The organism is Thermostichus sp. MS-CIW-38, from assembly GCF_054058415.1.
The window spans coordinates 49,906-69,189 of the sequence record NZ_JBSSAH010000008.1; the positions used below are offsets into that span (position 1 = coordinate 49,906).

Sequence of the window (19,284 nt, forward strand, 5' to 3'; positions counted from 1 at the left end):
TTCTTCTTTATCTCTATTCCTTACTCTGTCCAGAAGAGCTGGTGTTCGAGGTGCAACCCGACTCAACTTTCAGCTCTTCTTTTGTTTTTTTTAAGTTTTAAGATTGGATTTAGGATCCGGGATGTTCCTGGGCTGGGATTTTCGTGCAGCCGATTGTTCTTGTGCCGTCCATCCTATCGGTGATCGGTATGAATAGAGTTTTGTTCCATCAGGTTTAGCTGCACCACCAACCACCAGAGGGTTACATCGGAGTAGGTCGCCCGACGCTTGAGCCGAGAAATGGAGTGTACTGGGTTTTGGCTGTCGATCATCCACTCAGAAGCGATGATTTGGCCGCGTTGCTGAGCATTCATTGTTTCTCCCTCCGCTCGCCAACTGCTCAATACTTAGAATGGCTAATATTTAGGATGGCGAATTTGCGCGGGAGCGTGTGAAAAAATATATTACGCAGGGATCCCTAGAGTCGGCTAACTTTCTTAGCAATGAGGATCTCATAGGCCGTTGAGTTGCCGATTTGCCGTCCGGGGATCGGACAAAACGTTGCAAAAGGGGCAAAATGTTGGGCAAGGGGATGCCCCTATCTTCACAAGTCTTAAAACCTGGAAAAATTCCATTTTCTCCTGACTCCTCTGTCTCCCTCCGTCGGCCTTTGCAGCAGCAACCCTTGAGAAGTCTGAGATCCCGATGAGAGCCCCCCAGCCTGCCTCTGCTTTTGGAGAAGTGGTGGAGGCCGACACCACAACCTTTGTGGCCCAGTGCTTCGAGCCGGAACGCCTGACCTTCCCGCCCATGCCTGCTCTCGGCAGTTGGACGCGCTCCCAAGACGAAGAGACCGGCAACCTGATCTATGGCGTGGTTTGCTATGCCGCCATCGCCCCCATCGACACCGTCCATCGCGCCAGGGCTTTGGGCCTCTCCCCTCAGGAGCTGCGGGAGCAACAGCCCCAGATTTTTGCCATGTTGCGCACCGATTTTCGCGCGGCCATTGTCGGCTTTGTCAGCGGGGGACGGGTCTATCAGTACTTGCCGCCACGCCCTCCCCAGATTCACCAGCCGGTTTATCTCTGCTCCGATACGGAAGTGAGGGAGTTCTGCCGCTCTTTCGAGTTTTTGCGCACCCTGCTACGGGTCAACGGGATCCCAACCGATGAGCTGGTGGCTGCCGTGATCCGCCAGACTTACCGAATCCTGAACCGGGATCGCAACTGGCTTTTACAGGCAGGTCGGCAGTTGAGCTCTCTGTTGCGGGATGATTATGAGCATCTCAGCGCAATTTTACGAAAGATTGAAGCCTAAGCGAAGAAATATTGAGAATGGCCTTGGATCCCTCTGGAATCGAGTCGGGGGGTGATAACCTGAGGCCGTTTCCTATGGAATTGATTCCCTTTGAATCCTCTTTCTGCTGTAAAAATGTTTAACAAATTCAATCCTTCTGACAAACCCTCCAAAGGCAATTGGGCAGGTCGTACCTTTTCCGCAGCTGCGGGCGCTTCGGTGGCAGCCGGTGTTTGCATTGCCCACGGTCAGCCGGCTTATGTGTCGCTGTTGGTGGCCTGTTGCGCGACGGTGTTTACCCTCGTTTTGGATGAAATGGGCTGGATCTAGGCTCGGTTTCAACTTCAGCTTTGGTTTTGCTGCATAAGAAGCCGCTCTAAAGCAGAGACTAACCAATCCAATAGGGATCCCTGGCCCTCTGGGTTTGCTGCTTGCTTGAAAGGATCCCTTTGCTGGGTTGGCAACATGCAGCCTTACTTTACCCTGCTTCGCGGGCTGCCCGCACCAACAATCCTGCTGTGATCAGCCCTGCCAGAATAGAGCTGCCGCCATGACTGAACAAAGGCAGGGGCACACCTGTGGTGGGCAGAACCCCGGTGACCACGCCGATGTTCATCAGCGACTGCCCCACCAGAAACATCAGGCAGCCGCAGGCTACTAAGCGAATGGTCAACTCCCGACAGCGCCCCATCACCCGCCAGCCCAGCAGAGTGTAGAAAGTCAGCAACCCCAGAAAGAACAGGGATCCGGCCAAGCCAAACTCTTCTGCATACACCGAGAAGATAAAGTCGGTGTATTGGATGGGCAGGTAGAACAGCTTTTGCTGGGAGAGGCCATATCCCTTGCCCCACAGGCCGCCAGAGCCAATGGCCAACAGGCTTTGCACCAGCTGGTAGCCATCCCCTTGGGCGTTACCCCAGGGATCCAAAAAGGCCAAGATGCGCCGTCGTTGGTAATCTTTGCTGAGAATGCTCACCACAGCCGCCAGAATCCCCAGCCCCGCTGTGGCCAAAAGGGTGAAAGCTGGGATCCCGGCAGTCCAAGCCATGACCCAGAGGGTAAGGCCGCAGATGGCCGTGGTGCCCAGGTTGGGCTGGGCGAGGATCCCCAAGAGCGCAAAGGCGAAGATAACCACCCAGAGGATGCGGAACCAGAGGGGATGGTGAAACCAGCGGCCAAAGACCCAGGATCCCTGCAACACCAACAGGGGCTTGAGCAATTCTGAAGGCTGGATAACAGGGATCACCTTCAAATCCAGCCAGCGGCTGGCCTCCAGGCGGGAAACCCCCAACCCCGGCACCTGGGTGGCCCACACCAAGCCAACTCCCAGCAAGCAGAGGATCCCGGCCCAGGGGAACCAGCGCCGCAGCGGGATCCGCACCAGAGCCCAGAAGCAACCCAGACCCAACCCGGCCCAGAGCAATTGCCGCTTGAAAAAGTAGAGGCCATCGCCAGTGATCCGCTGAGCCACCGGGTAGGAAGCAGAAAACAGCATCAGCAGCCCCAGCACCAGCCAGATCAAGGTGAGCCAGCGCAGCCAGCGAGCCTCAGCATTCCAGGGATCCCTGAAGGGCTTGGCAGCAGGCTCGGAAATGGTTGCCACGGTGTTCAAAGCTGGAGTACTGGTCAAAACTGGCACAGGCGGGAGACAGCAAAACGGTGATGGGCTGAGCGGGCTTCCCCAACCTCTGAGCTTGACGGGAAAGGGAACAAGCCGCTGCAAAGGCTCTTTCCACCGCTACATCTAGGGTTGGCACCAGCTCAACGTCAGTATAGTGGATCCCCTGGAGGGCCTCCGCCAGGGCTGGGGCAGACTCCCCCATCAGCACCACGCGGGCCACCTTGGCCCGAATCAACCGCAACCAGGCGCCGGGATCCCCCTGCTTAGCCCTTCCTCCGGCAATCAGAATAATGGGTGGGGAGAGGGCGTTGAGTGCCACCCAGCCGGCCTCGTAGTTGGTGGCCTTGCTGTCGTTGACAAAGCGGATGGGGGTGGCTCCCACCTGGATTTGCGCCACCCGCTCCAGTCGATGGGGCATGCCGGCAAAAGATCGGATGGCTTTTTGAATGGCAGCGTTGGGGATCCCGGCCAGACGCGCTGCTGCCGCCGCCAAGAGCAGGTTTTGCAGATTGTGTTGGCCAGGGCAGCGTTCTGCAAAGTCCTCCAGCTCCGCCACCATCTCCCCCTGGATGTAGAGGCGGTTTTCCCGCAGGTCAAGGGTTGCGGTGGGATCCCGGTCACAACAGCCTTGGGTAGCAACAAGGGAAGTCCAATAGGTATTTTCCCAGTCCTGCCGGCGGCGGCACAGGTAGGGATCCTCGCCGTTGAGCACCCGCCACTGGGCCCGATCCAAAAGGCGAGCCTTAAAGCTGGCATAGCGCTCCAGCGTCCCATGCCGTTCTAGGTGATCGGGAGTGAAGGTGGTCCACACCCCAATGCGCGGCGGGCCTCCAGGAGTACTGCTCATGAGGCGGCTACTGGCCTCCAACTGGTAGCTGCTCAGCTCCGCCACGATCCAATCCGGCTTGAGCTTTCCCTGGAGCGTTGCCAGAGCCACTTGCGACAGGGGCAGGCCAATGTTGCCGCAGGGGATCCCTTGCAACCCCGCCGCCTTGAACATCTCCGCCACCAGAGCTGTGGTGGTGCTTTTGCCGTTGGTGCCGGTGATCCCCACCCAGGGTAGGTGGTCAAGATAGATCCAGGCCAGCTCCGCCTCCCCCACCACCGGGATTCCCTGTTGACGCACCGCCTGCAGCAGCGGGTGATCCCAGGCAATGCCCGGACTGACCACCACCTGCTTCACCCCTTCGGCCAGTTGAAAAGGCTGCCCCAGCCGAACCGGGATCCCTTCCTGATTGAGCTCAGCCTGCCGCTGTCTGAGAAGAGGGGAATCTTGCTCATCCCAAACCAGCACTTCATAGCCCTGGGCCCGCAACAGCCGCGCTGCCGCCAGCCCCGCAATGCCTAACCCCAAAACTTGATGTTGCACGTTGGTTTCTACTTCGTTTCTTTATTTGGGGATCCCTGCTTGGATCTTACCGGTCACGTCCTTGACCCGCATGTTTTTGTTCGACACTCCCCTTGCTTATGGGGGTAACCAGTTGGTGGAGTGGATGGAGTTTTCCTAGCCGCCTGGATGGCTAACTTGGGAATAGGTTGGAAACCAGTCCGCCGGCCACCCTCTACAACCCGTGCAGATTTGTCTTTGGCGTAGAAAAGATTCCACCTAGCCTGCCAGCCTCACTTTGTGGATGCTGTAGGAAATTTTCTTCCCTATGCATCATCTACTCAATCTTCCAAGGGATCCAACTTGGGATCCAGACTCTTGGCCGTTAGACGCAGAGCCTCCGCCTGATCCATCACCCGTGGAGCTTGCACTGCCGTTTCAAGGCCCTGGCGATAGCTCTCCCACAGGGGCATTTCTGGGTAGGTCTGCTGCAACTCGCTGATCTGATCCAGAAGGGCCTCCAGCCAGCCGGCCGTGCTCCAGGTGAGCAAAAACTGGAAGGGGTTCCAGAGGTTGAGCTGCCGCCCCAATTCATTTAGGCTCTCGTTGCGAATGGGCGGATCGAAGATGTCCGCCACGGTCATCAACTGGCGGGCCAGCAGAGGTCTGAGGAGTTTCTCGGCAGCTTCCACCACAGCGGGGATGGCAGCTTGGATCCGGTCGGGGCTGGGAATATTCCGCGCTTGGGGCAAGGCTTGCAGCACCAACTCCAGTCGCCGCTCTGCCTCTGCCGATTCCAAAGCCGATTCCAGGGTGGTGCCCACGCTGAGAAACACTTCTCCCGTCAGTAGCCGCACTGCATCGATGACCAGGTGATACAAGGGGGGGATCACGAGCTTAATCCACTCACTCTGGAAAAACTCCCGCAGCCGCCGTGCCGCATAGTCCCCCACTTGGGTGGTCTGGATCCCCACTTGAGTGAGATTGAGATACCAGTCGGGAGGAGATCCCTTGGGATCCAGCCAACGGCGCAGCGTTTGCCATTCTTCTTCTGTGAGGGCAGTTCGTCCCTGTTTTAAGCCGGTTCGCCGCAGCTTGCCCTCGGCATTCAAGAGCTTGCGCAGCTCCGGTGTGCCCAGCAAGGACAAGGCACCTGCCGAACCCACACTGCCGATCTCGATGGCGATCAAGGCGGCCAACAAGGCGGCTGAGGCCTTTACTTGAATCTGGCCGCTTTTGTCCATCACCAAAGGCAGGCGGCTGTTGCCATAGGCACGGGCACTCATCGCCTCCAGAGCAGAGCGTTGGTCAGAGGTCAGCGTCCGAGCCCAAGAAGGGATCCCGTGGCTTTCCGCCTCTGGATAGGCCGCTTCCTGCAAGCCGTGATACAGCAAGCTGGCCACCCAGGCGCGATCCGCAGCCTGCCGCAAAGAGCCAATGACCACTTCCCATTGGCAGGGGTTAAGCAGGGGCAAGAGCGCTTGCAGCTCTCGGTGGATGGGCTCTGGGGATCCCGCCGTTCTCGACTGTTCCAGAGCGCTTTGCAGCCGATCCCGCGCCTCTCGGCACAGCCCGCCCCACTCCAGTTGCAGGCGAGCCAGGGTCTGTTGCACCGTCTCTTCGGAGCGACGGGGTAGATCCTGCCAGCCCGCTTCCAGCTGCCGCCACAGCTCCTCCCAGTTCAGGCCCTCAGCAGCGCCATTGACGGCATCTGAGGCAACCTTTGCGCTGGGCGAGGCATTTTGGGGCTCGGAATGGAAAGGGGGATTCAGGGGTTCAGACATGGACAGAATCCGCTTCAAGGGGATCACGGGCATTATAGCTAGGGGTAAAACGCCAGCCGAGGCAAACCCAACGTTTCCGGCCATCCCATCATCAAGTTGAGACACTGCACTGCCTGCCCGGCTTGCCCTTTCATCAGGTTGTCGATCACCGACAGGACAATAACGCGGTTGGTGCGGCTGTCCACCTCCACCCCGATCATGCAGGTGTTGGTGCCGGAGACCCATTTGGTTTGCGGGTAAACCCCCCGCGGCAGCACCTTCACCCAAGGAGATTGGCGATAGAAAGCATTGTAAATGGTGAGCAAATCTTCCCCCACAAAGCCGGGATCCCGCAGAGTGGCATACAAGGTGACGTGGATCCCCCGCACCATGGGCACCAGATGGGGCGTAAATTGCACGGTGATGGGGGTGTGGGTCAGGTCGGTGCAAGCTTGCTCGATCTCGGGCGTATGGCGGTGCTGGGCCACTCCATAAGCTGCCAGAGAGCCGTCCACTTCGGCAAACAGGGATCCCACCTTGGGGGTACGACCTGCCCCCGAAACGCCGGATTTGGCATCGAAAATGAGGCTGTCCAGCTCCACCAACCCCTGCCGCAGCAGAGGGGCAACCGCCAACAACGAGGCAGTGGGATAACAGCCGGGACAGCCCACCAGTTGGGCTTGGGCAATCGCCTCGCGATAAAGTTCCGGCAACCCATAGACCGCCTGCTCATTGGCCTGGCGATAGGCAGGGCTGGGCCAGTTGGGATCCGTCTGACCCATGCGGTACCAAGATTGGTAGGTGGCCAGGTTGCGAAAGCGGTAATCTGCCGACAAATCCAAGACTTTGCACCCCTTGGCCAGCAAAGGCGGAGCCAGCTCAGCAGCCAGCCCATTGGGGAGAGACAAAAACACCACATCGCTGTTGGCGGCAATACGATCCACCTCTACCGGCTGAACGGTCAGATCCACGGCCTGGGCCAACTGGGGATAGAGATCCCCGTAGCGCTTGCCGGCGCTGTCTTGCCCAGCCAGGTAGGTGATCTGCACGCCAGGGTGCTCGCTCAGCAGCCGCACCAACTGCACCCCTCCGTAGCCGGAAGCGCCGACAATGCCAATGCGGACAGGCTCTGTGGGGTGGGGTGGGCGGGGCGCCATGTTGGCCATGGGGGGGCTGCCTGTGCAAGAGGGTTGCGTGATGGCTTGCCTTAAGTTCTACCGCATTTTTCTGCTGCATTTGACGCTGCATGGGTGCGGATCCCATCTTGTTCATTCGCGTTGGCGTTGCCTAGCAATCCAAGAGGATTTGTTATGCTGAGTTAACTTGAGCTGCTTGGGCCTTGGCAGCGGTTTCCATCCTTACCTTAAGTCTGTCTGTGTTCTGTGGAGCTTTCTAGCCGATCTACGGTCTATGCACTATGAGCGATTGATCAACATTGTCTTGCGGGCCTACGGCCAAAGCAGCCGCCATGGCCTGGATCAGGAAACTCTGACCCTCTACTCAGAAGGCCCCTACACCCTCTACAAACTCACTTCCCATTTCGATCGCCGCTCCATTTTTGTGTTGGCCCAGAATCAGCGGGATATGTTTGTTTCTGGCGATGCGTTTAACAACAAGCTGATCCCAGGGGAATGGCAGGCGTGGCTGCACCAGAAAGCGCTGGGCATTGCCCCCGACACGGCACAAGCAGGTTAGCCGAAGACCATATCTGGCGTGGAAGGATCCCCAAGCCTACGCCCGGCCTGTTGAGATCCAGCCCATGCTGACAATGGCCGCCTACTTCCAGCCCAGAGGGTGGTGGGATCCACAGGTCGCTCCACCTGTCCAAAATCTACCCGCCACTGGCCAAAACCCCTGGCTGAACCTGTCGGGGCACCACCGAGAGACGATCCAGATCGGCACAATAGGCCAGATCCTGATCGTTTTCCGGCCCCAGCCCCAACAACCGTTGCCCGTGGCTAGAGCGTCTCAACAAACCCAGCAGATCGTCCTGCCAAGTTTGGTACAGGGCCAAGGCCGCCAAGGTCTCGTCGTTGCCCAACTGGTTCAAAGAGCAGCCCAGGCGATGCAGGATAGCCCCGGCACAGGCAGTATCTTCCAGCGAAAAGGCCCCTTCCCACCCGGATCCCACCAGCCACACCTCGGCAAAGGAGCCCCGTCTGAGAAAATCCACCACGGCTCCCAAGTTCACCAGGGCTGCTGTAATCACCACTGGGATCCCTTCCAGGCGTTGTAGGCTGCGCGTGCCGTTGGTGGTGCTCAGGAAGATGCGCTTGTCCCGCACGCGGTCGGGAGTGTAGTCGAGGGGGGAGTTGCCCAGATCAAACCCCGCCACCGCTTTGCCCCCCCGTTCCCCGGCCAAAAGCCGCTGGGAAGCCGGCCAGTTTTGGCTTGCCTCTTGGAGCTGCTGCAGGTGGGCAAACACCTGTACCGCTTCTGCTCCTGCTGCCAGCGCTGTGGCAATGGTGGTGGTGGCCCGCAGCACATCAATGGCCACCGCACACTCCGGGATCCCAGATGAAGGCACCTGTTCGGGCGTATAGAAGTGGAAAAAACGCATGGGGGAAGAGGTAACGTCAGAACTCACGCCGGGCGAACACCAACACTGCCAGAATCAGCAGCAAAAGGGTGTAAACCAAGCCGTACAGTGCATCTCCGAGAAGTTCTGCTGGGGGCGGAACTTGGCCGTAAACCGCAGCATCTCTCAAATTGAGGCGCTCCAAATCCGGCAGGATCAAATAAATCACCTCAAACAGTTTGCCAAATCCGGCATCTTTCACCAGCTTGCTCAGTTGCAGCAGGGCGCGGCTGGCATGGCCCATCAGGAACAGGGCAATGGTGTAGAGGGTGGCCAGAATCGAGGAAGTGAAAACCCCGAACAGCAGGGCTGCGGCAACAATCAGCACCAGCTCTAAGAAAGTGAAGACTGTTGCCCAGAGAATGGCCAAAAGGGGGATCGGGGCCTGCATCAGCAGCAAGCTCAGCAGAAACACAACCGTCATCAGCAGCACCAGCACCGACAGCAGCGCCGATAGGCCCAGATGCTTGCCGACAATGAACTCTGCCCGGCTCATGGGTTTGGCGATCAGCACATACACCGTGCGTCTTTCAATCTCCTTATTCACCAGCCCTGTGCCCACGAAAATGGCCACGATCAGGCCGAAGAAGTGAATGGCCGCCAACCCCAGGTCGGCAATGATTTTGTTGTGGGCCTGGTTGGCCACCTGCGGGATCAAAACAGTGGCTCCCAGCATGGCCACCGCAAATACCATCACCAGGTAGAGAATCCGATCCCGAATCGTTTCCCGGAAAACGTTGTGGGCAATGGCCACCACGCGCGACGCATCCATGACTGAACCCAAAGCTGTGATGATCCGACTGATACACTGGTAACAGATCCAGCCTTTATTCTATGCAGTTCCAGGCCCAGATTCAGATTCACCTACGCCCCTCTGTTCTCGATCCCGCCGGGGCTGCGGTTCAGTCCAGCTTGCATCAGCTGGGGCATACCCAGGTACAGCAGGTGCGCATTGGCAAGCATATCCAACTGCAGCTAGAGGCCCCCGACGCCGAGACCGCCCACCGCCAGGTGGATGAGCTGTGCCATCAACTGCTGGCCAACCCGGTGATTGAGACTTATCAAATCCAAGTGGATCCCATCGGTGGCTGATTTGATGGGTTCAGGTGATTTGAGGTTGACTTGAGGCGTTCCAAACAACTGTGAAATTGTCCATTTCACGGAGCGCAGTTTTTTCTTAGGGGAGAGAAACTGGGAAAATGTCTCAAGCTCTCTAGGATAGCTACAACCACACCCTCTTCTTTCCTCTCACTTAAGGGATCCCAATGGCTGGCGTGAGGTTTGGCATTGTTGTTTTTCCGGGTTCCAACTGCGACCGAGATGTAGCCTGGGTAACCCGCGGCCTCTTGGGCTGCCCAACGCGGCTGATCTGGCACCGAGAGACGGATTTGTCGGAGCTGGATGTGGTGGTGCTGCCGGGGGGCTTCAGCTATGGGGATTATTTGCGTTGTGGGGCCATCGCTCGTTTTGCTCCGGTGATGGGATCCCTGAAGGGGCACGTAGCGCGAGGGGGCTATGTGCTGGGCATCTGCAATGGCTTTCAGATCTTAACAGAGGCGGGCCTGCTGCCGGGGGCGCTGGTGCGCAATGCCAACCTGCACTTTATCTGCGACCGAGTGGGGATCCGTATAGAACGGCAGGATCTTCCCTGGACAAGCGCGTATCCCCAGGGATCCACCCTAACCCTGCCCATCGCCCATGGGGAAGGCCGCTACACCTGCGACCCGGATACCCTCAAGCAATTGCAGGATCAAGGGCAGATCGTCTTTCGCTATGCTCCGGTTGCGCCCAACGGCTCTGTGGACAACATCGCCGGCATTTGCGATCCCAGCAGTCGGATTCTGGGTTTAATGCCCCACCCTGAGCGGGCAGCAGATCCCGATTTGCCAGGGCAGGATGGGATCCCCTTCTGGCAGTCGATTTTGCACAGCTTCGCCGCCTAATTCTTCTCCTCCATTCTTCTCCGGGACAGCTCACTCCTGCCTCGGCCCTTGAGACAACACCTGGCGAACTTGATTCACCATCTCCTCGTGATCCACCACTGGCTTGGCGATATAACCATCTGCCCCGCTCTGGGCCAAGAATGCCTCGCGGTCGCCGCGCATCGCATGGGCCGTCACCAAAATAATGGGGATGGAGCGGCTTTTCGGATCCGCCTTCAGCAGTTGGGCAATGCGGATCCCGTCCACCGCCTCGCCGCGAAAGGTGCTCTGGGACAGGGAAACATCCAACAAAATGACATCCACCTCGTGCCCCTGGGCCAGCTTCAAAATCTGCTCCACATCCTGGCTGTGAAAGACCTCAAACCCGCCCCGCCGTCGCAACACCTTCTCAAAAACACGGGCGTTGATCGGATCATCTTCCACCAGCAGCACTGTTGCCATCGTTAACCCAATCTTGAATCTGAACCCAAGCTAAGCTGTCTCTGGGATCCCAAAAGCCATCCTAAGGCATCCTTAGCGAGTTCAATTTGAGCAGTAGGACAAGCGTTCTCCTACAGAGTACTGAAGAGTACCGAAAAGGGTCTCAGTAGCTCTGAGAACTCCCCCCTCCTCTCCCAAAAGGAAGGATCCTCAGGTTGCCGCTACTTGACTATTTATTTTGGAATCACTCCATTCCGAGTTGCCGCTACCCAACCGCAAATAGGAAAGCCGGAGAGAGCTCCGGCCCCATCCAGAAGTAAACCTAAACCACAGGTATCAAAGGAGATTGACTTTCCTTCTGCCTTGCTTGAGCCCGACGCGGCAGGAACGGCAGCCATTACCCTAGGTTACTTCTTGGTAATTCTCGGAGTTTCCCGAAAGGCGACCGCGAAAAACAGAAGGCCCAACGTCAAAAACAGGATAAAGGTGTAGGTGATGGCTTCCATACAAAACCTCCATTTCTAAGGGGGCTTGATTCCAGATTAACTCGGAGCCGCTAGCACCCCATCTCCAAAGTGAAGCAGAGTGCCGACGGCATCGCCGAAAAGGGCTCTAGGCTTCCTGAACCTTGCGAGTAGTGGGATCCCCTACTTTCTGGAAGACGCCGAACTCCACCATTTCCTCGCTCATATTGGGGTCAATACCGGCGAACACATCGCGGAAGAGAGTGCGAGCGCCGTGCCAGATGTGGCCAAAGAAGAACAGCAGGGCAAAGACCGCGTGAGCAAAGGTAAACCAACCGCGGGGGCTGGTGTGGAAGGTGCCGTCCGCCTTGGGGGTTTCTCGGTCGAACTCAAACAACTGACCCAACTGGGCCTGGCGGGCATATTTCTTGACGGTTGCCGGGTCGGTAAACACCTGACCGTCCAGCTTGCCGCCGTAAAACTCCACCGTCACGCCCACCTGCTCAAAGCTATAGCGAGACTCTGCCCGACGGAAGGGAATGTCTGCCCGCACCACCCCATCGGCATCCCGCAGGATAACCGGGAAGGTCTCGAAGAAGTTGGGCATCCGCTGCACCGTCAGCTCACGCCCTTCGCGGTCACGGAACACCGGGTAGCCCAGCCACTCGATGGCAATGCCATCCCCTTTGTTCATGGGGCCAGCTCGGAACAGACCCCCCTTGGCCGGGCTGTTGCCCACGTAGTCGTAGAAGAGCAAAGATTTGGGCAGGGAGTTGTAGGCCTCGCTGCGGGTCATCCCGGCTTCCATAGCCGCATTTACCCGGCGGTTAATCTCCTGGTTGAAATAGCCAGAATCCCATTGGTAGCGGGTGGGACCAAACAGCTCCACAGGGGTAGTGGCGCTGCCGTACCACATGGTTCCGGCCACCACAAAACCGGCAAAAAACACCGCCGCAATCGAGCTGGAAAGCACCGTCTCGATGTTCCCCATTCGCAGAGCGCGATAGAGGCGCTGGGGTGGGCGTACCGTGATGTGAAATAGACCTGCAATGATGCCCACGATGCCTGCAGCAATGTGGTGGGCCACCACCCCTCCGGCGTTGTAGGGGTTAAAACCGGCTGGCCCCCATTCCGGTGCTACCGGCTGGACGTGTCCCGTCGTCGCATAGGGATCGCTCACCCACATCCCCGGGCCAAACACCCCCGTCAGGTGAAAGGCGCCAAACCCAAAGCAGAGGATCCCGGCCAACAGCAGGTGGATCCCAAATATTTTCGGCAGATCCAAAGCCGGCTCGCCGGTGCGGGGATCCCGGAACAGCTCCAGATCCCAGTACACCCAGTGCCAGCAGGCCGCCAAGAAGAGCAATCCGGACAAAACGATATGAGCAGTAGCTACCCCTTCAAACGTCCAGAAGCCCGCATTGGCTACGCTCTCGCCGTAGATATTCCAACCGCCCCAGGAGTTGACCACCCCCAGGCGAACCATAAATGGCATGACAAACATGCCCTGACGCCACATCGGATTCAGGACAGGATCCGACGGATCGAAAATGGCCGTTTCATAGAGCGCCATCGACCCGGCCCAACCTGCTACCAGAGCAGTATGCATCAGGTGAACCGCGATTAGGCGACCTGGGTCATTCAGTACAACCGTATGGACCCGATACCACGGTAGTCCCATAAAGCTCGGTCCTCCACGTTCTCCAACACTTGCGCGATATCCAGTCAAAATTAAGCCGACATCTTACCTGGGATCCTGACCTGAGCAGTTTCTTCAGAGTCGAGGGGTGCCGCACCCGCTTGAACCCCTGAGCGCACCCAAGAGGATATCGCTCTCAGAATTTCCATCGCGGGCATCAAACAGTATAACGAAACGCTACCGACCTGAGTGGCTTCAGGCAGGATGCCGTCTCACTTTAGGCATCATCATCCCAGATCTCTCGCCGGAGATTAAAAATATGACTTAAAATGTTACAATACTTAGCAACTGTGAGCGCTCTCCTGGCTCAGGCTGAAAGGTGTCGTGGTTTCTGGCAGGGGTATGGCAACGATCCGCTTCGTCAACGAGAACCGAGAGATCTTCGTCGCTGAAGGCGCTAACTTGCGCTTGAAGGCTCTGGAAAACCAGATCGATCTCTACAAAATGATGGCCAAGCTGCTCAACTGCGGCGGCAACGGCCAATGTGGCACCTGTGTGGTGGAGATTGTCGAGGGATCCGAGAACCTCTCCCCTCGCACCGAGGCAGAAAACCGCAAGCTCAAGCGCAAGCCCGATAGCTACCGCCTTGCCTGCCAGACCAAAGTGCTGGGGGATGTTTCCGTCAAAACAAAGCCCTAGCCTTGGCCCGCCTGTTTTCCCTTTGGGCAAGTCGCACCTCAGAGTGGTATGCTGACTGCCAGTTGGGCTTGTGGCATTTGTGAGTTATGGAGACGAACTACCTGGGCATCTTGGCCACCCTCTTAGTTGTTCTGGTGCCCGCCATCTTCCTGGTGATTTTGTACGTGCAAACCTCCAGCAGATCTGGCGACTGAGTGGGCAGCTCCTGCCGATTCAAATTGGGCAAGGGGTATTCCTAAAGCCGGTCAAAAAGGGGATCCCCTGTGTACAAGAGGATCCCTTTGCGTTGGACAAACTGAGAGTACTTGGGGGAGCGCCCTCAAGGTGCTAAGTCAAGCTGTGGCTTGGGCTGCCTTGGCTTGGTCGAAGGTTCCCGCAGGCTCATACAAAAACTCAAACAGGTTGCCGTCGGGATCCTTGCCATAGAAAGAGGCAGTGCCATCCCGGTGGCTGTGGATTTCCCCCACCAGGATCCCTTGGGATTTCAGGCGCTGGTGTTCTTGCTGGAGCTCCTCCAGGTTGTCGAAGACAAAGCCAAAGTGAGGCCCTGCCGCGCGGTAGCCCGGCCCCAATAGCGCCAGCCCATCCTCTCCTGCCTTCATGTAGGCCCAGTCGGGATCCTGCCAGACGTTGACCATGCCCAGCTTTTGGTAGAACTCCACCGCCTTGGGGATGTCTTCTACCCGGATGGCGACATGCCCGAGTTGTCTAAGTGCCATGTCATCCTCTGTGCTCAATTGAGCCAACTGCAATGGTTCTTCTACAGATCAGCTTGACACACTCCCCGCCACAAAGGGCAGGGATCCCTGCGGTAGGACAGAACTTTAGACCCAACTTTTTGACAGCTTGAGGCTGGGATCCCAATCCAGTCCATAGGCAGGACAGAAGATGGTTTCAACCCATTGGATTGGGGATGAACCAAGACTTATCCTGTTGGCTGCGCGGCCAAGAACCGCTCCAGCTCGCTCAAAGCCTCTGCATCCATCTTAGTTTGCATAGGGCAAAACTTTGGCCCACACATGGAGCAGAACTCTGCCGTTTTGTAGATATCTGCCGGCAAGGTTTCGTCGTGATATTCTCTGGCGCGTTCTGGATCCAAAGACAATTCAAACTGCCGGTTCCAGTCGAAGTTATAGCGAGCTCTGGACATCTCATCATCGCGATCCCTGGCCCCAGGCCGGTGACGGGCAATGTCGGCAGCATGGGCGGCAATTTTGTAGGCAATGAGGCCGTTGCGCACGTCCTCAGCATTGGGCAAACCCAAGTGTTCCTTGGGGGTGACGTAGCAGAGCATTGCCGCACCATACCAGCCAGCCAAGGCCGCCCCAATGGCGGAGCTGATGTGGTCATAGCCTGCCGCAATATCGGTTACCAAAGGCCCCAAAACGTAGAAGGGAGCTTCGTCGCACTCCTCCATTTGCTTGCGCACGTTAAATTCAATTTGATCCATCGGCACGTGCCCCGGCCCTTCTACCATCACCTGCACATCGTGCTCCCAGGCCATGCGGGTCAGCTGGCCCAGGGTTTTCAACTCCGCCAGTTGCGCCTCATCAGAGGCATCGTGCAAACATCCCGGTCGCAAAGAATCTCCCAGACTAAAAGAAACATCGTATTTCTTGAAAATCTCGATAATGTCGCGGAAGTGGGTATAAAGCGGGTTTTGTTTGTGGTGGGCCAACATCCAACGGGCCAGGATCCCACCCCCACGAGAAACAATTCCCGTCAGGCGATGGCGCACCAACGGCAGATATTCGATCAGGATCCCGGCATGGATGGTCATGTAGTCCACCCCTTGCTGGGCCTGCTTTTCGATAATATGCAAGATATCTTCTGCCGAGAGTTTTTCGACATTGCCATGCACGCTTTCTAGGGCCTGGTAGATGGGCACCGTGCCAATGGGCACTGGAGAAGCTTGGATAATGGCTGTGCGAATTTCATCCAAATCGCCCCCGCCGGTGGACAGATCCATAACGGTATCGGCGCCGTATTTGATGGCCAATTTCAGCTTTTCCAGCTCTTCGGCCAAGCCGGAAGAAGTAGGGGAAGCGCCAATGTTGGCATTGACTTTGCACCGGGAAGCGATCCCAATGCACATCGGCTCGAGGTTGGTGTGATTGATGTTGGCAGGGATGATCATGCGACCCCGGGCCACTTCCGAGCGGATCAGTTCCGGCGGCAGGTTTTCCCGCCGGGCCACGTACTCCATCTCTTCGGTAATCGCGCCCTGACGGGCAAAGTGCATCTGCGTTACATTTGCTTGCCCACGGCGACGGGCAACCCATTCGCTGCGCATGTTGTCAACTCCAGTGCTCGCTTTCCTACGCTGGTATGAACCAGATCAGGTTCTGAGGATGTAATCTCAGCCTGGGGGGGATCCCCAGACACTCCTAGCGTGGTGTGATCATATCACCGAAATAGAGATGAGGCGGGGAGCTTTATAGTCTTTATTAAAAGAGTTTGAGATAGTACTAACCCTCACCCCTGGCCTCTCTCCCCATGAGATCCTGACCCTCACAGGGATCCCAGCCAGCGCCGCCAGCTCCACCAGGGATCCTTTCCCTTGCTGGCCCTGAACAGTTCGGCCACTTCCTCGCCGGTGGGCTGGGCAATAAAAGTCTTCAAGACGCTGTAGAGGCCGGGCTCTTCCTGCTGCCACACGCTCCAGGGATCCGGATAGGCCCGAAACAGGGCCCCCTCCACCAGGGAGCGCAGGTAGTAGCTGGTCTCAAAGGTGCTCAGGAACCGCTGCCGCAGCCGGCGACCGGCCAGACCCACCCCCACGGTGGCGGCATCCTGCAATTGGGGGTTGAGGAGAACGACGGGTTTGGGATCCCGTCCTTTGGAAGCCAGCCCAGAGGGATCCCCACCGCTGACCGCTTGGCAAACCCGCTCCACCTGATCCAAGCTGTAAACCGCTGGCATCACCAGCAGGAGGCTCTGTTCTGGGGTAGGTTGAGTCCGGGAAGTCAAGCTCTGTAATTCAATCCCTTCTGGCAGGGATCCCCATTCCCGCTGGGCCAGGGCTGCTCCGCCGGCATCGCTGAATAGCACCAAAGCAGGCGGTTGCAGCAGCTCCAAGAACGGGCGGGACAATACTTCTGGCTTGATGTCGGGGGCCAGGATCTCGATGAGCAGGCGGCGATACCCCGCTTGCATGGCCAAGCGAGTTGCCCGAATGGCTTGTTCGCAGGCTTGGGCCAGATCGACGGGCAGGTCGGGAAATTGAGTCAGTTGCAGTTGCTCGGCCACAGCTCAGATCCAATTCAGATCCAACAAGGTTCAAGAAACGGTTGCCTAGCCTGACGAGTCTTCCCAAGCCTTGTGGGTGAGCAACTCCTCCAGAACCCGCACCCCCCGCAGTTGGTTGGAAAGGGGCAGGTGGCCCTTGGGGGCGGAGAGATCCCAGATGAACTCGTCAGGGTAGCGAGTCCAGTGGTAGCCCTGCTTCCAGCCGATGAGGGGCCAGAGGCGCTCCCAGTTGCGGTTCACCCCCAACCACAATTGTCGCTGCACCGAGTAGCCAAAGCGATCCCCAGAGGCCACTCGCCACAGGTGATCAATCGTTCGCAAATCCTCCACCGGAATCCGGCTCACCTCGGAAAAATACAGCCAGCCCCGCCGCGCTGCCCCCTCTCCTGCCGCCCGACATAGCAGTTGTAGGCTCAGCCGATCCGCCTCCAGCCAGGCTCCCGCCGATAACAGCTCCTGTAGAGGACGATAGTCGATATTCAGGGCTGAAGTCAGAGGGACGGTCACCATTGCCAAGTTGCAAAAGGTCTCCCTTGATTTTAGCTAGTCCGCCGAGAAGCCCCGCCCTCTGTCCGCAGGACGAGGGTCGGGATGAGAGGCGGGAGTTCCTTGGTTTTCAATGTACTGGCACAAAACCGAGACCGTCACCCCACCACATGAAGCGATGAAATAAGATTCATTCCACAGTACATTTTTCCGATATATCTTGCTGATGTAGTCCGCAAACTCGCTTCTCATCCTACGGCTAGAGACGGATTTAATGTTGTTTACCAACTTGGACAGATCTATCTGCGGATAGTACTGGAACAGCAGATGAATATGGTCTGCCTCGCCGTTAAACTCAATAAGTTTGCAGCCCCACTTTTGGCAGAGGTCATACATAACTTCATGCAATCGCTGCAACATTTCTCTGGTAAATACCTTGCGACGGTACTTGGTGGTTAAGACCAAGTGTGCCTTCAAATCAGATACAGCTCTGCCGCTGGAAACAAAATCATGCTTCATGGCTGCTAATCCTTACTGGTGCTATAATCAGTGTAGCGGTTTCTAGGCACGCTTAAGATGAGGACTGCTTATCAGTACCGTCTGCGGCCTACGCCCAGCCAAGCTGCCCTGATGGATCAGTGGCTGGAGCTGTTGCGCAAGCAGTACAACTATCGGCTGGCAGAGCGGTTTAACTGGTGGGAGCAAAACCGCTGTGATATCAACGCTTGCCCTTTAATCTGTCATTTGCCTGAGCTGAGAGACAGGCCGGATGTCTACTCCCAAAAACGAGACTTGGTGAACACCAAGGCAAGGTTCCCCGAATACCAAGCAGTCCACTCGCAAGTCCTCCAAGATTGCGTAGAGCGAGTGCACAAAGCATTCGACCGCTGGCTGAAAGGCGACCGCAACGGCAAGAGGATAGGGAGGCCGAGATTCAAGGGGGTGGGCCGGTATCGTTCCTTCACCTTCCCCCAGATGAAGCAGGACTGCCTTCAGGGGAAGTTCATTCATCTGCCCAAGATTGGCACAGTTAAGCTGATTCAGCACCGTCCTTTGCCTGACGGTTTTGTCATCAAGACTGCTACCATCACCCGCAAAGCGGACGGGTGGTATGTGACATTAAGCCTGCAAGATACGTCTGTCCCCGAGTTCACTCCTGACCTGCCAACACTGGAGAACACCATGGGGATCGACATGGGGCTGGACTCCTTTTTGACGACCGATACGGGGGAGTCCGTCCCAGTGCCCCAGTATTACCGCCGCGCCCAAAAGCGGCTGGAGAGGCTGCAGCGGTCTTTATCCCGCAAGCAGAAAGGGTCAAACCGCCGTAAGAAAGCCCTGAAGCGGGTGGCCAAGGCTCATCTCAGGGTGGCCAACCAGCGTAAAGACTTCCACTACAAAACAGCCAAGAAGCTGGTAAGCAAGGGAAAGCATATTGCGTATGAGGCGCTCAACATCAAAGGTATTGCCAGAACCAAACTAGCGAAATCTACTTATGATGCCGGGTGGGGGCAATTCCTGCGGATTCTCGCAGTCAAGGCTGAAAGAGCTGGGCTGAGGGTGATCGCAGTAGATCCAAGCGGCACAAGCCAAAACTGCTCTCGGTGCGGCCAAAAGGTACCGAAGACCATCCGAGACAGATGGCACTCTTGCCCGCATTGTGGACTGGAACTGCACCGAGACCACAACGCGGCGATCAACATCAAATACAGGGCGGTGGGGCATCCCGTCCTTAAAGCTCAGGAAATGTCCTTCACAGGAGTCACTGAGAAGCCCGCCTGTGCGTCAGCATGAGTGCGGGAGTATGTCACTCCCTGCTG

Annotated in this window: 22 protein-coding genes and 1 riboswitch; of the genes, 7 read left to right on the forward strand and 15 right to left on the reverse strand. The window is 57.3% G+C overall.

Translation table 11 applies throughout. The annotated features are described in order from the left end of the window. Positions 1–173: 173 nt before the first annotated feature. Positions 174–353 carry a hypothetical protein gene (locus ACVWXZ_RS04835; protein ID WP_011431964.1) on the reverse strand — a complete coding sequence of 60 codons (180 nt, stop codon included), beginning with the start codon at positions 351–353 and terminating at the stop codon, positions 174–176. Positions 354–684: 331 nt separating this feature from the next. Here ACVWXZ_RS04835 and ACVWXZ_RS04840 point away from each other — a divergent pair, with 331 nt between their 5' ends. After that, complete coding sequence (locus tag ACVWXZ_RS04840; RefSeq protein WP_011431963.1) at positions 685–1,296, forward strand: hypothetical protein; 612 nt, start codon at positions 685–687, stop codon at positions 1,294–1,296. Positions 1,297–1,753: 457 nt separating this feature from the next. Here ACVWXZ_RS04840 and ACVWXZ_RS04845 read toward each other — a convergent pair whose 3' ends face one another. The 4 genes from ACVWXZ_RS04845 to argC all read right to left on the reverse strand — a co-directional run bounded on the left by ACVWXZ_RS04845 (position 1,754) and on the right by argC (position 7,152). Next, positions 1,754–2,878: an FtsW/RodA/SpoVE family cell cycle protein gene (locus ACVWXZ_RS04845; protein WP_457482225.1), complete on the reverse strand. Its 1,125-nt coding sequence runs from the start codon at positions 2,876–2,878 to the stop codon at positions 1,754–1,756. Beyond that, positions 2,823–4,265, reverse strand: coding sequence for a UDP-N-acetylmuramoyl-L-alanine--D-glutamate ligase (murD, locus tag ACVWXZ_RS04850; protein ID WP_457482226.1), 1,443 nt, complete (start codon positions 4,263–4,265; stop codon positions 2,823–2,825). Before murD ends, ACVWXZ_RS04845 begins: the two co-directional genes overlap by 56 nt. Before the next feature lie 299 nt (positions 4,266–4,564). Then, positions 4,565–6,007, reverse strand: a complete 1,443-nt coding sequence (locus ACVWXZ_RS04855) for a hypothetical protein (RefSeq protein ID WP_457482227.1) — start codon at positions 6,005–6,007, stop codon at positions 4,565–4,567. Positions 6,008–6,045: 38 nt separating this feature from the next. Further along, a complete protein-coding gene (gene argC / locus ACVWXZ_RS04860) occupies positions 6,046–7,152 on the reverse strand; it encodes an N-acetyl-gamma-glutamyl-phosphate reductase (RefSeq protein WP_011431956.1) in 1,107 nt (368 codons plus the stop codon). Positions 7,153–7,396: 244 nt separating this feature from the next. On the opposite strand from argC, the gene ACVWXZ_RS04865 reads away from it, so the two are divergent. Continuing rightward, on the forward strand, positions 7,397–7,681 hold the full coding sequence (locus ACVWXZ_RS04865) for a hypothetical protein (RefSeq protein WP_414355344.1): 285 nt from the start codon (positions 7,397–7,399) through the stop codon (positions 7,679–7,681). A 136-nt stretch (positions 7,682–7,817) separates the two neighbouring features. On the opposite strand, the gene ACVWXZ_RS04870 is transcribed toward ACVWXZ_RS04865, so the two are convergent. Then, positions 7,818–8,546: a 2-phosphosulfolactate phosphatase family protein gene (locus ACVWXZ_RS04870; RefSeq protein ID WP_011431954.1), complete on the reverse strand. Its 729-nt coding sequence runs from the start codon at positions 8,544–8,546 to the stop codon at positions 7,818–7,820. A gap of 16 nt (positions 8,547–8,562) precedes the next feature. Beyond that, positions 8,563–9,336 (reverse strand): ABC transporter permease, encoded by a 774-nt coding sequence (locus ACVWXZ_RS04875; RefSeq protein WP_457473543.1) that lies wholly within the window; start codon positions 9,334–9,336, stop codon positions 8,563–8,565. A gap of 62 nt (positions 9,337–9,398) precedes the next feature. Here ACVWXZ_RS04875 and purS point away from each other — a divergent pair, with 62 nt between their 5' ends. Both purS and purQ read left to right on the forward strand, forming a co-directional pair. Further along, on the forward strand, positions 9,399–9,656 hold the full coding sequence (gene purS / locus ACVWXZ_RS04880) for a phosphoribosylformylglycinamidine synthase subunit PurS (protein ID WP_414350493.1): 258 nt from the start codon (positions 9,399–9,401) through the stop codon (positions 9,654–9,656). Positions 9,657–9,829: 173 nt separating this feature from the next. Beyond that, positions 9,830–10,507 carry a phosphoribosylformylglycinamidine synthase subunit PurQ gene (purQ, locus tag ACVWXZ_RS04885; protein ID WP_457482228.1) on the forward strand — a complete coding sequence of 226 codons (678 nt, stop codon included), beginning with the start codon at positions 9,830–9,832 and terminating at the stop codon, positions 10,505–10,507. 30 nt (positions 10,508–10,537) lie between these two features. On the opposite strand, the gene ACVWXZ_RS04890 is transcribed toward purQ, so the two are convergent. The 3 genes from ACVWXZ_RS04890 to psbB all read right to left on the reverse strand — a co-directional run bounded on the left by ACVWXZ_RS04890 (position 10,538) and on the right by psbB (position 13,072). Then, positions 10,538–10,948, reverse strand: coding sequence for a response regulator (locus tag ACVWXZ_RS04890; RefSeq protein WP_414406411.1), 411 nt, complete (start codon positions 10,946–10,948; stop codon positions 10,538–10,540). A gap of 386 nt (positions 10,949–11,334) precedes the next feature. After that, positions 11,335–11,433: a photosystem II reaction center protein T gene (locus ACVWXZ_RS04895; protein ID WP_011431949.1), complete on the reverse strand. Its 99-nt coding sequence runs from the start codon at positions 11,431–11,433 to the stop codon at positions 11,335–11,337. Between the two features lie 106 nt (positions 11,434–11,539). Beyond that, a complete protein-coding gene (gene psbB / locus ACVWXZ_RS04900; RefSeq protein ID WP_011431948.1) occupies positions 11,540–13,072 on the reverse strand; it encodes a photosystem II chlorophyll-binding protein CP47 in 1,533 nt (510 codons plus the stop codon). A gap of 360 nt (positions 13,073–13,432) precedes the next feature. On the opposite strand from psbB, the gene ACVWXZ_RS04905 reads away from it, so the two are divergent. Beyond that, positions 13,433–13,729: a 2Fe-2S iron-sulfur cluster-binding protein gene (locus ACVWXZ_RS04905; RefSeq protein WP_011431947.1), complete on the forward strand. Its 297-nt coding sequence runs from the start codon at positions 13,433–13,435 to the stop codon at positions 13,727–13,729. 86 nt (positions 13,730–13,815) lie between these two features. Further along, a complete protein-coding gene (psbM, locus tag ACVWXZ_RS04910; protein WP_071818137.1) occupies positions 13,816–13,923 on the forward strand; it encodes a photosystem II reaction center protein PsbM in 108 nt (35 codons plus the stop codon). 138 nt (positions 13,924–14,061) lie between these two features. Here psbM and ACVWXZ_RS04915 read toward each other — a convergent pair whose 3' ends face one another. The 5 genes from ACVWXZ_RS04915 to tnpA form a co-directional block, all read right to left on the reverse strand. Next, positions 14,062–14,448: a VOC family protein gene (locus ACVWXZ_RS04915; protein WP_457388271.1), complete on the reverse strand. Its 387-nt coding sequence runs from the start codon at positions 14,446–14,448 to the stop codon at positions 14,062–14,064. Positions 14,449–14,654: 206 nt separating this feature from the next. Then, positions 14,655–16,022, reverse strand: coding sequence for a phosphomethylpyrimidine synthase ThiC (gene thiC, locus ACVWXZ_RS04920; protein ID WP_457395687.1), 1,368 nt, complete (start codon positions 16,020–16,022; stop codon positions 14,655–14,657). A gap of 5 nt (positions 16,023–16,027) precedes the next feature. After that, positions 16,028–16,128: riboswitch (TPP riboswitch) on the reverse strand. 112 nt (positions 16,129–16,240) lie between these two features. Beyond that, on the reverse strand, positions 16,241–16,978 hold the full coding sequence (locus ACVWXZ_RS04925) for a DUF1995 family protein (protein WP_457403240.1): 738 nt from the start codon (positions 16,976–16,978) through the stop codon (positions 16,241–16,243). Between the two features lie 45 nt (positions 16,979–17,023). Then, positions 17,024–17,488 carry a GUN4 domain-containing protein gene (locus ACVWXZ_RS04930; RefSeq protein WP_457403241.1) on the reverse strand — a complete coding sequence of 155 codons (465 nt, stop codon included), beginning with the start codon at positions 17,486–17,488 and terminating at the stop codon, positions 17,024–17,026. 33 nt (positions 17,489–17,521) lie between these two features. After that, positions 17,522–17,983, reverse strand: a complete 462-nt coding sequence (gene tnpA / locus ACVWXZ_RS04935) for an IS200/IS605 family transposase (RefSeq protein WP_457440533.1) — start codon at positions 17,981–17,983, stop codon at positions 17,522–17,524. Between the two features lie 57 nt (positions 17,984–18,040). On the opposite strand from tnpA, the gene ACVWXZ_RS04940 reads away from it, so the two are divergent. Beyond that, complete coding sequence (locus ACVWXZ_RS04940; protein ID WP_457440532.1) at positions 18,041–19,258, forward strand: RNA-guided endonuclease InsQ/TnpB family protein; 1,218 nt, start codon at positions 18,041–18,043, stop codon at positions 19,256–19,258. Positions 19,259–19,284: the final 26 nt, after the last annotated feature.

Coding starts and splice junctions, on each gene's coding strand:
- ACVWXZ_RS04835 (WP_011431964.1), bottom strand. CDS start 353: ATGAATGCTCAGCAACGCGGCCAAATCATCGCTTCTGAGTGGATGATC.
- ACVWXZ_RS04840 (WP_011431963.1), top strand. CDS start 685: ATGAGAGCCCCCCAGCCTGCCTCTGCTTTTGGAGAAGTGGTGGAGGCC.
- ACVWXZ_RS04855 (WP_457482227.1), bottom strand. CDS start 6,007: ATGTCTGAACCCCTGAATCCCCCTTTCCATTCCGAGCCCCAAAATGCC.
- argC (WP_011431956.1), bottom strand. CDS start 7,152: ATGGCCAACATGGCGCCCCGCCCACCCCACCCCACAGAGCCTGTCCGC.
- ACVWXZ_RS04865 (WP_414355344.1), top strand. CDS start 7,397: ATGCACTATGAGCGATTGATCAACATTGTCTTGCGGGCCTACGGCCAA.
- ACVWXZ_RS04870 (WP_011431954.1), bottom strand. CDS start 8,546: ATGCGTTTTTTCCACTTCTATACGCCCGAACAGGTGCCTTCATCTGGG.
- ACVWXZ_RS04875 (WP_457473543.1), bottom strand. CDS start 9,336: ATGGATGCGTCGCGCGTGGTGGCCATTGCCCACAACGTTTTCCGGGAA.
- purS (WP_414350493.1), top strand. CDS start 9,399: ATGCAGTTCCAGGCCCAGATTCAGATTCACCTACGCCCCTCTGTTCTC.
- purQ (WP_457482228.1), top strand. CDS start 9,830: ATGGCTGGCGTGAGGTTTGGCATTGTTGTTTTTCCGGGTTCCAACTGC.
- ACVWXZ_RS04890 (WP_414406411.1), bottom strand. CDS start 10,948: ATGGCAACAGTGCTGCTGGTGGAAGATGATCCGATCAACGCCCGTGTT.
- ACVWXZ_RS04895 (WP_011431949.1), bottom strand. CDS start 11,433: ATGGAAGCCATCACCTACACCTTTATCCTGTTTTTGACGTTGGGCCTT.
- psbB (WP_011431948.1), bottom strand. CDS start 13,072: ATGGGACTACCGTGGTATCGGGTCCATACGGTTGTACTGAATGACCCA.
- ACVWXZ_RS04905 (WP_011431947.1), top strand. CDS start 13,433: ATGGCAACGATCCGCTTCGTCAACGAGAACCGAGAGATCTTCGTCGCT.
- psbM (WP_071818137.1), top strand. CDS start 13,816: ATGGAGACGAACTACCTGGGCATCTTGGCCACCCTCTTAGTTGTTCTG.
- ACVWXZ_RS04915 (WP_457388271.1), bottom strand. CDS start 14,448: ATGGCACTTAGACAACTCGGGCATGTCGCCATCCGGGTAGAAGACATC.
- thiC (WP_457395687.1), bottom strand. CDS start 16,022: ATGCGCAGCGAATGGGTTGCCCGTCGCCGTGGGCAAGCAAATGTAACG.
- ACVWXZ_RS04930 (WP_457403241.1), bottom strand. CDS start 17,488: ATGGTGACCGTCCCTCTGACTTCAGCCCTGAATATCGACTATCGTCCT.
- tnpA (WP_457440533.1), bottom strand. CDS start 17,983: ATGAAGCATGATTTTGTTTCCAGCGGCAGAGCTGTATCTGATTTGAAG.
- ACVWXZ_RS04940 (WP_457440532.1), top strand. CDS start 18,041: ATGAGGACTGCTTATCAGTACCGTCTGCGGCCTACGCCCAGCCAAGCT.